A 13,043-nucleotide genomic window follows, 5' to 3' on the forward strand; every position below is an offset into this window, starting at 1 on the left:
ATCTTTGGTGGATGCCTTGGGACGATGATACGTCTCAAGACCTTGATTTTCTATGGGTTGATGAACCTTGGTGGATTTCTGTGGGCATTAAAAAAGCCGGGCATTGCCCGGCGTTTTTCGTTGCGTCCGATTCAGCCGCGCTGGCGCTTGGGCAGCACGTCCTTGAGCTTGGCGTGCATGCTGCGCACGGCCTTCTCGGTGGTTTCCCAGTCGATGCAGGCGTCGGTGACGGAGACGCCGTACTGCAGCTGGCAGAGGTCCTTCGGGATCGGCTGGTTGCCCCAGCCCAGGTGGCTTTCCACCATCAGGCCGACGATGGAGTTGTTGCCCTCGACGATCTGGTTGGCGACGTTGTCCATCACCAGCGGCTGCAGGGCCGGGTCCTTGTTGGAGTTGGCGTGGCTGCAGTCGACCATCACGTTCAGCGGCACCTTGGCCTTGTTCAGCTCCTGCTCGCACAGGGCCACGCTCACCGAGTCGTAGTTCGGCTTGCCGTTGCCGCCGCGCAGCACTACGTGGCCGTAGCGGTTGCCCTTGGTGGTGACGATGGACACGCCGCCTTCCTGGTTGATGCCGAGGAAACGGTGCGGGCTGGAGACCGACTGCAGGGCGTTGATCGCCACGGTCAGGCTGCCGTCGGTGCCGTTCTTGAAGCCGACCGCGGAGGACAGGCCGGAAGCCATCTCGCGGTGGGTCTGGGATTCGGTGGTGCGCGCGCCGATGGCCGACCAGCTGATCAGGTCCTGCAGGTACTGCGGGGAGATCGGGTCGAGCGCCTCGGTGGCGGTGGGCAGGCCCATCTCGGCCAGGTCGCGCAGCAGCTGGCGGCCGATGTGCAGGCCGTCCTGGATCTTGAAGGAGTCGTCCAGGTAGGGGTCGTTGATCAGGCCTTTCCAGCCCACGGTGGTGCGCGGCTTCTCGAAGTACACGCGCATTACCAGGAACAGGGTGTCGGCGACTTCGGCGGCCAGGACCTTGAGGCGCTCGGCGTATTCGTGGGCGGCCTTGACGTCGTGGATGGAGCAGGGGCCGATCACCACGAACAGGCGGTGGTCCTTGCCATCGAGGATGTCGCGAACGACCTGGCGGCCATGGGCGACGGTCTGCCGCGCGGCTTCGGTCAGGGGGATTTCGCGCTTGAGCTGCTCCGGCGTGATCAGGGTCTCGTTGGAGGCAACGTTAAGGTCGTCGATCTGTAAATCAGCCATCGTGGTACTCAGTCAGGTCACGGGTGCCGGCCGCCAGGAACCCCCCATGCGATGGGGCGCAGGCATGAATCTCGCTAAGGGGAAGTCGAACCTTAACGCGTCGGACGCCGGCTCGACAATGGGCAGGCAGCGGGAAAATGCCCGGATGACGGGGTTTGGCGGCGTTTCAGATGGCGCAGAACAGGGGGAAGTCGGCGGCGTTGCAGGCGATCCACTCCAGCGCCGTGTCTTCCACCGGCTGCGCCTGCCCGCTTTCGCGCTCGCGCTGGCGGCGGAAGTGCTCGATCTGGCAGACCTGTTCGACCATGCGCGCGCGGAACAGGGTGTCTTCGTCGAGGAAGGCCACGCCCACCAGGTAGTCGTCGCTGAGCTTGCGGCTCCAGGCCACCACGCCGGGGTAGCGCGCGGCGTCGCCCAGCAGCGGGATGCGCAGCTCGACCGCGGTGCCGCGGCGGAAACCGCGCGGGGCGTTGCAGGCCACCCCGCCGAGGCTGATATTGTACAGGCGCTGGCGCGGCAGGAAGAGCTGCCTGCGGACCACCAGCTCCACCGGTAGATCACAGGGGTGACGCAGGAACTGTCGCATGACGGAAGGCTCCGACTGCAATCTTTTTGGCGTTGGCATTGGGCAAAGTATAGTGCCGTCGCTGGAACTCACCGACCTGGATGCCGATCACCGGTTGCTCGAGTTGCCCGGCGACTCGCTGCTGGTGTTCAGCGCCGAGGGCTGCGCTTCCTGCCGCTGGGCCCGCGCGCAGTTGCCGGGCATGGGGCTGCCGGTGCGGCGCCTGTGCTGGGTCGATGCCGGGCGCAATGGCGGCCTGGTCGAGCGTTATGAAGTCTTCCACCTGCCGGCGCTGTTCCTGGTGCGCGACGGCGCCTTCCATGGCCGCCTCGACGCGCCCCTGCGCGCCGGCCCACTGGCCCAGGCCCTGCGCGCCGCGGCCTTGCGCATTCCCGAGGAGTTGCCCTGAATGACTGTTTCCCCCGTCCGCATCGGCGTGATCGGCACTGGCGCCATCGGCGGTTTCTACGGCCTGATGCTGGCCCGCGCCGGCTTCGATGTGCACTTCCTGCTGCGCAGCGAATACGCCGCGGTGGCCGAGCACGGCCTGCGCCTGAACAGCCAGGTGCACGGCGCCCTGGGCCTGGCTCCGGTGCAGGCCTACCACGACGTCGCCGACCTGCCGCCGTGCGACTGGCTGCTGGTGGGCGCCAAGACCACCAGCAACGCCGAACTGGCGCCGCTGATCGCCCGCGCCGCGGCGCCGGGCGCCAAGGTCCTGCTGCTGCAGAACGGCCTGGCGGTGGAGGAGGGCCTGCGCCCGCTGTTGCCGGACGCGCTGCACCTGCTCGGCGGGCTCTGCTACATCTGCGTGCACCGTTCCGCGCCAGGAGTGATCGAACACCAGGCCCTGGGTGCGGTGCACCTGGGCTACCACAGCGGGCCGGCCGCCGCTGCCGTCGGCCAGGCCATCGCCGAGGAGGGCGCGGCGCTGTTCCGCCAGGCCGGGCTGGATTCCGTGGCGATGCCGGCGCTGGAGCACGCGCGCTGGCAGAAGCTGGTATGGAACGTCCCTTACAACGGCCTGTCGGTGCTGCTGGACAGCGGCACCCGGGCGCTGATGGCCAACGCCGACAGCCGCGCGCTGATCGCCGCCATCATGGACGAGGTGATGGCCGGGGCGGCCGCCTGCGGCCATGAGTTGCCGGCCGGCTACCCGGCGGCGATGCTGAGCGCGACCGAACGCATGCCCGACTACCTGCCGAGCATGTACCACGACTTCGCCCAGCGCCGGCCGCTGGAGCTGCAGGCGATCTACGACGCGCCCCTGGCCGCGGCGGCCGCCGCCGGGGTGGCGATGCCGCGCATCGAGGCGCTGCAACGGGCGCTACGCTTCATCGACGCGCGCAACCAGGCGCGCTGATCCATCACGGGGGAACGGGCAATGGGCAAGGGGCTGGGCGACAAGCTGGTGGTGGCGATCTCCTCGCGGGCGCTGTTCGACCTGGACGAGAGCCACCGCATCTACGAATCCGAAGGCGTGGAGGCCTACCGGCAGTACCAGATCGCCCACGAGGACGAGGTGCTGTCGCCCGGGGACGCCTTCGCCCTGGTGCAGAAGCTGCTGGGGCTCAACGAGATGCTCGGCCGGCAACTGGTGGAAGTGGTGCTGGTCTCGCGCAACAGCGCCGACACCGGCCTGCGGGTGTTCAACTCCATCCAGCAGCATGGCCTGGGCATCTCCCGCGCGGCCTTCGTCGGCGGGCGCAGCCCTTATCCCTACCTGGCGGCGTTCGGTTGCCACCTGTTCCTCTCCACCCACGTCGAGGATGTGCGCAGCGCCCTGGAGAACGGCTTCGCCGCGGCCACCATCCTCTCCGCCGGGGCCCGCCGCGAGACCGCCGGCGAACTGCGCTTCGCCTTCGACGGCGACGCCGTGCTGTTCTCCGACGAGGCCGAGCGGGTGTTCCAGCAGGGCGGCCTGGAGGCCTTCCAGACGCGCGAGCAGGCGTCCGCCCGCGAGCCGCTGGGCGGCGGCCCGTTCAAGCCCTTCCTGGCGGCGCTGAACCGCGTGCAGCAGGCCTTCCCCCAGGAATCCTGCCCGATCCGTACGGCGCTGGTCACCGCGCGCTCGGCGCCGGCCCACGAGCGCGTCATCCGCACCCTGCGCGAATGGGACATCCGCCTGGACGAGTCGCTGTTCCTCGGCGGCCTGGACAAGTCGGCGTTCCTCGAGGCCTTCAGCGCCGACGTGTTCTTCGACGACCAGCCCGGGCATTGCGAGCGGGCCCGGGAGGTGGTCGCCACCGGCCACGTGCCCCACGGCGTCAGCAACGAGCCGCAGACGGCCAGCTAGCGCGGCCTCGGCCGCTTGCTGCTACTCTGCTCAGAGGCCCGCCGCCGAGGCAGTAGGAGGCCGCATGATCCGATCGATTCTCTACGCTACCGACCTTGGTCTCTACGCCCCGTACGTCCTCCAGCACGCCATGTCCCTCGCCCGCGCCTACGACGCCGAGATCCACGTGGTGCACGCCGTGGAGCCGATGGGGCTGTTCGCCGACTCCGTGCTGCAGACCTACCTGGATGCCGACACCCTCGCCGAGCTGCGCAGCAGCGGTTTGAGCACCGTCATGGGCAACATCGAGCGGCGGGTGATGGAAGGCTTTCGCGACGAACTCGGCGAACTGCACGAGGAGTCGGACATGATCCGTTCGGTGCGCGTGCTGCAGGGCGACCCGCCACAGGTGATCCTCGACGAGGCGCAGCGCCTGGCCGTGGACCTGATAGTCGCCGGCAGCCACAGCCATGGCGAGGGCATGAACACGCCTCTGGGGCGTACCGCCGCACGGGTGGTGCAGCTGGCGGAAGTGCCGGTCTACCTGGTGCCCATGCTGCAGCACCGCAGCTGAAGGCGGCTGCGCGACGAACGGATGCGGCGCTCTGCCGCGCACTTTTCCCGGTGTCCGTGGGGTGCCGGGATGTTGCCAGAGGGGACGTAGTAGGCAAGCTCGAAAAAAACGTCTAACTTTATTCCTCAAACCATTAATATGGTTATAAAAGCAGAGCCCGGGTCGCGGGCCGCGACATCCATTTCGAGGAATCTCCATGAAGCTTCAGCAACTGCGCTATATCTGGGAAGTCGCGCACCACGACCTTAACGTTTCCGCCACCGCGCAGAGCCTGTACACGTCGCAGCCGGGCATCAGCAAGCAGATCCGCCTGCTGGAAGACGAACTGGGCGTGGAAGTCTTCGCCCGCAGCGGCAAGCACCTGACCCGCGTCACCCCCGCCGGCGAGCGCATCATCAACACCGCCGGCGAGATCCTGCGCAAGGTCGAGAGCATCAAGCAGATCGCCCAGGAATTCTCCAACGAGAAGAAGGGCACCCTGTCCATCGCCACTACCCACACCCAGGCGCGTTACGCGCTGCCGAGCGTGATCAGCGGCTTCATCAAGCAGTACCCGGACGTGTCCCTGCACATGCACCAGGGCACGCCGATGCAGATCGCCGAGATGGCCGCCGACGGCACCGTCGACTTCGCCATCGCCACCGAGGCCCTGGAGCTGTTCGGCGACCTGATCATGATGCCCTGCTACCGCTGGAACCGCTGCGTGATCGTGCCCCAGGGCCACCCGCTGACCAAGGTGCCGAAGCTGACCCTGGAACTGCTCGCCGAACAGCCGATCGTCACCTACGTGTTCGGCTTCACCGGCCGCTCCAAGCTGGACGAGGCCTTCAACCAGCGCGGCCTGGTGCCCAAGGTGGTGTTCACCGCGGCCGATGCCGACGTGATCAAGACCTACGTGCGCCTGGGCCTGGGCGTGGGCATCGTGGCGCACATGGCGGTGGACCCGAAGCTGGACAGCGACCTGGTGATGCTCGACGCCAGCCACCTGTTCGAATCCAGCGTGACCAAGATCGGCTTCCGCCGCGGCACCTTCCTGCGCGGTTTCATGTGCGACTTCATCGAGAAGTTCGCTCCGCACCTGACTCGCGAACTGCTGGCCAAGGCTGTGCAGTGCCACAACAAGGCTGAGCTGGATGAGCTGTTCGAGGGGATCGAGCTGCCGGTTTATTGAGGCTGGTGTGAAGCGGCTGGGGATTGGCGGGGTTTAGGTGGGGGAGGTGTTGGGTTCAAGAGCGCCCTCTCCCCAACCCTCTCCCGCAAGCGGGAGAGGGGGCTGTCCGTGCCACCGTCGACAACGGATTTAGCCGGAAGCACCGGAGCTGCCGGCTAACGCCATAACATCCAGCTCTGCCCAACGGTCCCCTCTCCCTTCAGGGAGAGGGTTAGGGAGAGGGAACGGAGTCGATCCCAAACATCTATATCGCCGGGAAACTCCCTTCGCGAGCAAGCTCGCTCCTACGAAGAGCAAAAGCACGCCCGCTCTTGCTTTTGGGACTTCCAGAGAAACCTCCGCGCACTCCGAAACGCCCCTTCAGCAGGCCGAGCGAAACCGGCGCTCAGGAGGTCATGCGACATGGATGTCGCGAGAGCCCCGATGGGCTACAGGGACGCGGGCCTCCGTGGCGGGGGAATTCGCGAGGGTAGCCCGGCTCCATCGGGCCCGTATGCGGGGCAAGCCTTTTTGGTTCCTTTTTGCGGGGGTGGCCTTCCACCGATTGACAAAAGGGACTCGCCCGAGGGGGCGAAACAAGAGACATCCGAACACTCGGAGCGGCGCGCTACACCCAAACAAGACGTCTCTGGGTTATTCCCCTTCGGGCCAGCGCAAGCGCTGTTCGCGATGAAGCCGCGTCCCGCGTTCGCGGGAATGACAAGATAGAAAGCGGCGCTCGAGGCCAGGCTCACACCGAATCCATGCCGCTCGCCAGACGCATTCAGTGACGCAGCCACCCCCGGCTGATGGCCGGCGCCAGGGCGCGTCGGTACAGTGCCTCGGCCTGGGCGGTCAACGTGCCGCCGTGGCGCTGCCAGAGCAGCCAGACCAGGCTGTTGCTCACTGCCGCCACGGCCAGCGCGCCGAGCATGTCCAGCGGGGAGTGGATGCCCAGGTAGACCCTCGCGTAGCCCACCGCCAGGCCGACGGCGCCGATCAACGCACCCAGCAGCCAGGCATCGTCGAACAGCAGGCTGAGAGCGCAGCCGGCGAAGAGGGTCAGGTGGTCGCTGGGGAAGGAGGCGTTGGCGGCGTGGGCCAGCCAGGCGTGGCCCAGGCCTATGGCGAAGGGGCGCGGGTGCGGCCAGAGCAGGCCGATCAGCAGGCTGAGCCCCAGCGCCAGCGAGGTCACGCCCAGGGCGCGCAGCAGGCGGCCGCGCAGGTCGTGGTCACCCCGGCACCACAGGTACAGCAACGCCAGCGGCAACAGGTAGAGCGGCACGGTGGCGATGAAGCGCGCGGCGTCGATCAGCCAGGCTGGCGTCTGCGCGGTGGCGTTGATGGCGAGGAACGCCTGGCGGTCGAGCGCCTCCAGCAGGCTGGGGCCGGGAGTAGGGAGCAAGGTGGGCATGGTCGATTCTTGTAAGAGGGCACGCAGGACTATAGGCGTCGGAGCCTGAAGACGGCATTAAGCCGGGACGGAGGCGATCAGAGTCGGTCGAGGTCGCTGCGCAGGGCCAGCTCGGCCAGTGCCTCGGGCGAGTCCTGCGGCGCCGGGCCGCGGCCTTCGAGTATCTCGTGGAGGAAGCTCATGAACACGGTGAACACCTGCTCGCGGCCGTCGTCGTGGCGCACCACGAAGAAGGGCGCGCTGTCCACGCCGTACTGGGCGGCGACCATCCAGCCGGCGCTGCCCGGGTTGCGTTCGTCGGCCACCAGCACGCGGTCGATGCGCGGCAGGTAGCCGCCTTTTTCCAGGCGTTGCTGCACGTCCTTGCACTTGCCGCAGTCCTCGCCGTCGGCCAGGACCTTCTTGACCATGGTGATGCGCATGGGGCTTTCCTCTTGCGGTAGGGGCAGGGCCTACCTTAAGCGCTGCGGCGCCGGCGGAAAACCCGCCGGCGACGCGCTCAACCCTTGCTGATCAGGTTGCCGGCGTGCAGGCCGCATTCCTTCTGGGTGGCTTCCTCCCACCACCAGCGGCCTTCGCGCTCGTGCTGGTTGGGCAGCACCGGGCGGGTGCAGGGCTCGCAGCCGATGCTGATGAAGCCGCGCTCGTGCAGGCTGTTGTAGGGGATCTCCAGCATGCGGATGTAGGCCCAGACTTCCTCGCTGCTCATGCTGGCCAGCGGGTTGAACTTGTACAGCGGCTTTTCCGCCGTGGAGAAGGCGCCGTCCAGTTCGACCACCGCCACCTGGCTGCGGGTGCCGGGGCTCTGGTCCTTGCGCTGGCCGGTGGCCCAGGCGCTGACGGTGGCGAGCTTGCGTTTGAGCGGCTCGATCTTGCGGATGCCGCAGCACTCGCCGTGGCCGTCCTTGTAGAAGCTGAACAGGCCCTTTTCCTTGACGAAGGGTTCCAGCAGGCGCGGATCGGGAGTCATGACCTCGATGGCGATGCCGTAGTGCTCGCGCACCTGCTCGATGAAGCGGTAGGTCTCCGGGTGCAGGCGGCCGGTGTCCAGGCTGAACACCTTGACGTTCTTGTTGATCTTCCAGGCCATGTCCAGCAGCACCACGTCCTCGGCGCCGCTGAAGGAAATCCACAGGTCATCGCCGAAGTGCTCGAAGGCGAACTTGAGGATGTCCTGGGGGGACTTGCTGGCATAGGTCGCGGCGATTTCGGCGACGTCGAACGGATGGCTCATCAGGCGGTTTTCCACTTGTACTTGCGCGGTGCGCTATAAGGCTGCCGATCTTAACAAAGGCAGGGATATGCCCCTAAATAACCATCAGGAAGGTCGACTGTGTGCTTTGAGTATAAGTGCCGCGTTGCGCCGGCCCGGGCGAGCCGCTAGAGTGCCGCCTTCTGTCCAAACCTGCGGGGAATCGTTCGTGGAAATCGCCTGTCTCGACCTGGAAGGGGTACTGGTCCCGGAAATCTGGATCGCCTTCGCTGAAAAAACCGGTATCGAAGCGCTCAAGGCGACTACCCGCGATATCCCCGACTACGACGTGCTGATGCAGCAGCGCCTGCGCATCCTCGACGAGCACGGCCTGAAGCTGGCCGACATCCAGGAAGTGATCGCCACCCTGAAGCCGCTGGAAGGCGCGGTGGAGTTCGTCGACTGGCTGCGCGAGCGCTTCCAGGTGGTGATCCTCTCCGACACCTTCTACGAGTTCTCCCAGCCGCTGATGCGCCAGCTGGGCTTCCCGACCCTGCTGTGCCACAAGCTGGTCACCGACGAGACCGACCGCGTGGTTGGCTACCAGCTACGCCAGAAGGACCCCAAGCGCCAGTCGGTGATCGCCCTGAAGAGCCTGTACTATCGCGTGATCGCCGCCGGCGACTCGTACAACGACACCACCATGCTCAGCGAAGCCCACGCTGGCATCCTGTTCCATGCGCCGGAGAACGTGATCCGCGAGTTCCCGCAGTTCCCGGCGGTGCACACCTACGAGGACCTGAAGCAGGAGTTCCTCAAGGCGTCGAACCGCCAGCTCAGCCTGTAATGCCGGCGGGCCGGTGATGGCCCGGGGTTCGAGAAAGAACGCCGTTTCCCGTCATGGGCAACGGCGTTTTTTGTGGGTTCCAGGAAAACACGGGCGGGCTTGTCGACCTGCGCCGAGGCGCTCTTCGTAGGATGGGTTGAGCTTGCGAAACCCATGCAGGCGGGGTGATGGGTATCGCTTCGCTCAACGCCATCCTACGGGTGTATGGGAGCCCGCCGATCACACCCGGAACTGCCCCATCAACCCCTGCTGGTGATTCGCCAGGTCGTTCAGCGACTGGCTGATCTGCGCCGACTCCTGGGCCTGGCCGGACAGCGATTCGGTCACGTCGCGGATACCCGCCACGTTGCGGTTGATCTCCTCGGCCACCGCGCTCTGTTCCTCGGCGGCGCTGGCGATCTGCAGGTTCATGTCGTTGATCACCCCCACCGCCTCGCCGATGCGCTGCAGCGCGGCCACCGCCTGCTCGACCTGGCTGACGCTGCCCTGGGCCTGCTGGTGGCTGCTGTGCATGGCGCTGACCACTTCGCGGGTGCCGTTCTGCAGGCCTTCGATCACCTGGCGGATTTCCTCCACCGAGTCCTGGGTGCGCTTGGCCAGGTTGCGTACTTCGTCGGCTACCACCGCGAAGCCGCGCCCGGCCTCGCCGGCGCGGGCCGCTTCGATGGCGGCGTTGAGGGCCAGCAGGTTGGTCTGCTCGGCGATGGCGCGGATCACTTCCAGCACCGAGCCGATCTGCTCGCTGCTGGCGGCCAGGCCTTCGACCTGGGTCATCGCCTGGCTCATGTCGCGGGCCAGTTCGTCGATGGCGCGGGTGGTCTGGTCGATCACCGCCAGGCCGTCGCGGGTGGCGCCGTCGGCACCGCGGGCGGCGTCGGCGGCCATGGCCGCGCTGTTGGCCACGTCGTGGGCGGTGGCGCTCATTTCCTGGGAGGCGGTGGCCACCTGCTCGATCTCGCGGAACTGCTGCTGCATGCCGGCGCTGGTCTGGGTCGACAGCGCGGCGGACTGGTCGGCGGTGGCGCGGGCGTCCTGCACCGAGGATTTCACGTCGCGGATGATCGGCTGCAGCTTGTCGAGGAAGCGGTTGAACCAGCCGGCCAGCTCGCCGAGTTCGTCCTGGCCCTGGTACTTCAGGCGCTGGGTCAGGTCGCCCTCGCCGCTGGCGATGTCGCGCAGCATGCCGGCCACGCCGAGGATCGGGCGCGTCACGCCGCGGGCGGTCAGCCATACCAGCAGCAGGCCGAGCAGGGCGGCGAGCAGGCCCAGGCCGAGTTCGACGACGGTGCCCTGGGTGCGTTGCTGGTCCAGCTCCTGCTGCAGTTTCACCGCCGGGCCCTGCAGCGCCTGCAGCGGCACGTCGATGAGCACGCCCCAGGCGTCGGCCTCGGGGATCGGGCGCAGCGGTTGCAGGGCGCGCAGTTCGCTGTCGTGTTCGAGGACCTTGTGCTGGTCGGCGCCGAGCAGTTGCAGCAGCTGCCCGCCCTGAGCGGGGTAGACCTCCTGCAGCTTCTTGCCGAGCTTGCCGGCGTCGGCGCTGTAGCCGGCGAGCAGGCCGGCGGGGCTGACGATAGCGACGCGGCTCTGGCCTTCGTAGAGTTCCTGGCTGCCTTCATGGGCGATTTCCTGCAGGCGGTCGAGGGCGATGTCCACGCCCAGCACGCCGACCAGCTTGCCGTCCACCCGCAGGGGCAGGGCGATGCTGGTCATGAGGATCTTGCGGTTGCCCACTTCGTCGACGTAGGGCTCCAGCACGCAGGTCTTGCCGGCGGCCTTCGGGCAGGTGTACCAGGCGTTGTAGGCCGCGCCGCTGGGGCCGGGGCTGGTGTCGGCGAGCATCTTCTCGTCCATCGGCTCGGCTTCCAGCTTGCCGGGGGTGGCCTGCGCCCAGTATTGCGAGAAACGCCCCTTTTCGTTGCTGCCGATCTCGGTGCGGCCTTCGGCCTGCGCGTCGTGGCCGTCGAGGGCGTCGGGCTCGAAGGCGAGGTACAGGCCGAGCAGTTCGGGGTTGGCCGCCACCGCGTCGCGCATCTGCCGGTTCAGCTCCTCACGCAGGGCCAGGGTGTCCAGGCCGCGCTGGGCGGCGAGCTGGCGCATGGCCAGGGCCTGGCGGGCGAAGCTCTGTGCGTAGCGGTAGGCGTCGCTGAAGTAGCGCTGGATGCGCATCGCCTGGATTTCCCCGCGGGCGCGCAGGCGGGCTTCGGCGGCATCGTCCAGCATGCGGGTGCTGGATTCCTTCACCAGCGCGGTGCTGTGCTGCATGCGGAAGATCGAGAGGCCGGCGAGCAGCGAGACCACGCCGAGCAGGCACAGGCCCGCGAGCAGGGTGATCTTCCACTGGATGGAGAGGCGACGGAAGGGCATGGGGGTGTCCTCTGCGGGAACCTTGGGGATGTTCGGAAATATCGGCGGCTGTGCGATTTTCTTTACAGACATTGCTACCGTCCGTCGGCTGGGCTTCTGGGGCGCCAGTCTCGCGCCGGGTTGCACTTCGCCACCCATCTGCTGACTAATGTGCAGGCCACTCTCGGCAGATGGGATTGCACATGCTCGATTCGAAACTGGAAAACCGGACGTTCCTGATACTGCTGGCGGTGGTCAGCATCGCCTTCGCCTGGCTGCTGCTGCCGTTCTACGGCGCGGTGTTCTGGGGCACCATCCTGGCCATCATCTTCACCCCGGTGCACCGCCGGCTGCAGGCGCGCCTGGGTGGGCGCAGGAACCTGGCGGCGCTGATCACATTGAGCGCCTGTATCCTCATCGTGATCCTGCCGGTGATCTTCATCGCCGGCTCGCTGGTGCAGGAAGGCGCCAACCTCTATCAGAGCCTGAAGTCCGGCCAACTGAACCTCGCCGGCCTGGTACAGCAGGCCTTCGCCGCCTTGCCGCCGTGGGCCCACCAGTGGCTGGAGCGTTTCGACCTGGGCGACCTGTCGAGCCTGCAGGAGAAGCTTTCCAGCGGCGCCATGCAGGCCAGCCAGTTCGTCGCCACCAAGGCCTTCAGCATCGGCCAGAACACCTTCGACTTCGTCGTCAGCTTCGGCGTGATGCTCTACCTGCTGTTCTTCCTGCTGCGCGACGGCCGCACCCTGGGCCGGCGGATCAAGCAGGCGGTGCCGCTGGACCACGAGCACAAGCAGCACCTGTTCACCAAGTTCACCACCGTGGTGCGCGCCACGGTGAAGGGCAACATCGCCGTGGCCGCCACCCAGGGCGCGCTGGGCGGGCTGATCTTCTGGTTCCTCGGCATCCAGGGTTCGCTGCTGTGGGGCACTCTGATGGCCTTCCTGTCGCTGCTGCCGGCGATAGGCGCGGGCCTGGTGTGGGTGCCGGTGGCGGCCTGGTTCCTGCTCACCGGGGCGATCTGGCAGGGTGTGGTGCTGATCCTCTTCTGCGTGCTGGTGATCGGCCTGGTGGACAACATCCTGCGCCCGATCCTGGTGGGCAAGGACACCAAAATGCCCGACTACGTGGTGCTGATCTCCACCCTGGGCGGTATGTCGCTGTTCGGCCTCAACGGCTTCGTCATCGGCCCGCTGATCGCCGCGCTGTTCATCGCCAGCTGGGACCTGTTCACCGGCCGCGAGGAAACCGAGGATTTGGCGGGGTAGGGGAGGGCCTGAGGATTGCGTAGGAGCAACGGTCTGCGCCGAGGTGCTTTTCGTAGGATGGGTTGAGCTTGCGAAACCCATGCGGTTGCGCTGATGGGTATCGCTTCGCTCAACACCATCCTACGAAAAGCCATGCTTGCTCATGCGGTAGGAGCGGACTCTGTCCGCGATGGCATGAACGCCGGCCTTGCCGGCGGAATCGCGGAT

The 13,043-nt window shown here is 66.9% G+C and carries 13 protein-coding genes and 1 pseudogene; 7 read left to right on the plus strand and 7 right to left on the minus strand.

All coding sequences use genetic code 11. The features are described 5' to 3' along the window. Positions 1-131 precede the first annotated feature (131 nt). Positions 132-1,208 (minus strand): 3-deoxy-7-phosphoheptulonate synthase, encoded by a 1,077-nt coding sequence (locus PM1_RS11450; RefSeq protein ID WP_009623300.1) that lies wholly within the window; start codon positions 1,206-1,208, stop codon positions 132-134. Between the two features lie 166 nt (positions 1,209-1,374). Continuing rightward, positions 1,375-1,794 (minus strand): PilZ domain-containing protein, encoded by a 420-nt coding sequence (locus PM1_RS11455; RefSeq protein WP_024128653.1) that lies wholly within the window; start codon positions 1,792-1,794, stop codon positions 1,375-1,377. Between PM1_RS11455 and PM1_RS11460 the strand changes: the two genes are divergently transcribed. The 5 genes from PM1_RS11460 to cysB all read left to right on the plus strand — a co-directional run bounded on the left by PM1_RS11460 (position 1,793) and on the right by cysB (position 5,793). Further along, complete coding sequence (locus PM1_RS11460) at positions 1,793-2,182, plus strand: thioredoxin (protein WP_009623296.1); 390 nt, start codon at positions 1,793-1,795, stop codon at positions 2,180-2,182. The two genes, PM1_RS11455 and PM1_RS11460, sit on opposite strands and share 2 nt — an antisense overlap. Next, positions 2,183-3,136: a putative 2-dehydropantoate 2-reductase gene (locus tag PM1_RS11465; protein WP_009623294.1), complete on the plus strand. Its 954-nt coding sequence runs from the start codon at positions 2,183-2,185 to the stop codon at positions 3,134-3,136. It begins immediately after the preceding gene. A gap of 21 nt (positions 3,137-3,157) precedes the next feature. Further along, on the plus strand, positions 3,158-4,069 hold the full coding sequence (locus PM1_RS11470; RefSeq protein ID WP_009623291.1) for a 5'-nucleotidase: 912 nt from the start codon (positions 3,158-3,160) through the stop codon (positions 4,067-4,069). Positions 4,070-4,133: 64 nt separating this feature from the next. Beyond that, entirely contained in the window at positions 4,134-4,622 is a 489-nt protein-coding gene (locus PM1_RS11475) for a universal stress protein (protein ID WP_009623290.1), read from the plus strand. Positions 4,623-4,818: 196 nt separating this feature from the next. Beyond that, positions 4,819-5,793 (plus strand): HTH-type transcriptional regulator CysB, encoded by a 975-nt coding sequence (gene cysB / locus PM1_RS11480; RefSeq protein WP_009623289.1) that lies wholly within the window; start codon positions 4,819-4,821, stop codon positions 5,791-5,793. A gap of 763 nt (positions 5,794-6,556) precedes the next feature. Here the strand turns inward: cysB and PM1_RS11485 are convergent. The 3 genes from PM1_RS11485 to PM1_RS11495 all read right to left on the minus strand — a co-directional run bounded on the left by PM1_RS11485 (position 6,557) and on the right by PM1_RS11495 (position 8,420). Further along, positions 6,557-7,186: a phosphatase PAP2 family protein gene (locus PM1_RS11485; RefSeq protein WP_009623288.1), complete on the minus strand. Its 630-nt coding sequence runs from the start codon at positions 7,184-7,186 to the stop codon at positions 6,557-6,559. Between the two features lie 77 nt (positions 7,187-7,263). After that, entirely contained in the window at positions 7,264-7,608 is a 345-nt protein-coding gene (locus tag PM1_RS11490) for a hypothetical protein (protein WP_009623287.1), read from the minus strand. A gap of 77 nt (positions 7,609-7,685) precedes the next feature. Then, positions 7,686-8,420, minus strand: a complete 735-nt coding sequence (locus PM1_RS11495; RefSeq protein ID WP_009623286.1) for a phosphoadenylyl-sulfate reductase — start codon at positions 8,418-8,420, stop codon at positions 7,686-7,688. Between the two features lie 187 nt (positions 8,421-8,607). On the opposite strand from PM1_RS11495, the gene thrH reads away from it, so the two are divergent. Beyond that, positions 8,608-9,225: a bifunctional phosphoserine phosphatase/homoserine phosphotransferase ThrH gene (gene thrH / locus PM1_RS11500; protein ID WP_009623284.1), complete on the plus strand. Its 618-nt coding sequence runs from the start codon at positions 8,608-8,610 to the stop codon at positions 9,223-9,225. A gap of 219 nt (positions 9,226-9,444) precedes the next feature. Here thrH and PM1_RS31340 read toward each other — a convergent pair whose 3' ends face one another. Then, a complete protein-coding gene (locus tag PM1_RS31340; RefSeq protein WP_372242280.1) occupies positions 9,445-10,200 on the minus strand; it encodes a methyl-accepting chemotaxis protein in 756 nt (251 codons plus the stop codon). Positions 10,201-10,302: 102 nt separating this feature from the next. Further along, positions 10,303-11,727: pseudogene (locus PM1_RS31345) on the minus strand (PDC sensor domain-containing protein); the annotation flags it as partial. A gap of 44 nt (positions 11,728-11,771) precedes the next feature. On the opposite strand from PM1_RS31345, the gene PM1_RS11510 reads away from it, so the two are divergent. Next, a complete protein-coding gene (locus PM1_RS11510; RefSeq protein WP_009623280.1) occupies positions 11,772-12,836 on the plus strand; it encodes an AI-2E family transporter in 1,065 nt (354 codons plus the stop codon). Positions 12,837-13,043 lie beyond the last annotated feature (207 nt).

Origin of the sequence: Pseudomonas sp. M1 (genome assembly GCF_022760135.1) — a bacterium.
Lineage (GTDB): Bacteria > Pseudomonadota > Gammaproteobacteria > Pseudomonadales > Pseudomonadaceae > Pseudomonas > Pseudomonas citronellolis.

Excerpts from the sequence above, each read along its gene's own strand:
- PM1_RS11450 (WP_009623300.1), bottom strand. The coding sequence starts at position 1,208 with ATGGCTGATTTACAGATCGACGACCTTAACGTTGCCTCCAACGAGACC.
- PM1_RS11460 (WP_009623296.1), top strand. The coding sequence starts at position 1,793 with ATGACGGAAGGCTCCGACTGCAATCTTTTTGGCGTTGGCATTGGGCAA.
- PM1_RS11455 (WP_024128653.1), bottom strand. The coding sequence starts at position 1,794 with ATGCGACAGTTCCTGCGTCACCCCTGTGATCTACCGGTGGAGCTGGTG.
- PM1_RS11465 (WP_009623294.1), top strand. The coding sequence starts at position 2,183 with ATGACTGTTTCCCCCGTCCGCATCGGCGTGATCGGCACTGGCGCCATC.
- PM1_RS11470 (WP_009623291.1), top strand. The coding sequence starts at position 3,158 with ATGGGCAAGGGGCTGGGCGACAAGCTGGTGGTGGCGATCTCCTCGCGG.
- PM1_RS11475 (WP_009623290.1), top strand. The coding sequence starts at position 4,134 with ATGATCCGATCGATTCTCTACGCTACCGACCTTGGTCTCTACGCCCCG.
- cysB (WP_009623289.1), top strand. The coding sequence starts at position 4,819 with ATGAAGCTTCAGCAACTGCGCTATATCTGGGAAGTCGCGCACCACGAC.
- PM1_RS11485 (WP_009623288.1), bottom strand. The coding sequence starts at position 7,186 with ATGCCCACCTTGCTCCCTACTCCCGGCCCCAGCCTGCTGGAGGCGCTC.
- PM1_RS11490 (WP_009623287.1), bottom strand. The coding sequence starts at position 7,608 with ATGCGCATCACCATGGTCAAGAAGGTCCTGGCCGACGGCGAGGACTGC.
- PM1_RS11495 (WP_009623286.1), bottom strand. The coding sequence starts at position 8,420 with ATGAGCCATCCGTTCGACGTCGCCGAAATCGCCGCGACCTATGCCAGC.
- PM1_RS31340 (WP_372242280.1), bottom strand. The coding sequence starts at position 10,200 with ATGCAGCAGCAGTTCCGCGAGATCGAGCAGGTGGCCACCGCCTCCCAG.
- PM1_RS11510 (WP_009623280.1), top strand. The coding sequence starts at position 11,772 with ATGCTCGATTCGAAACTGGAAAACCGGACGTTCCTGATACTGCTGGCG.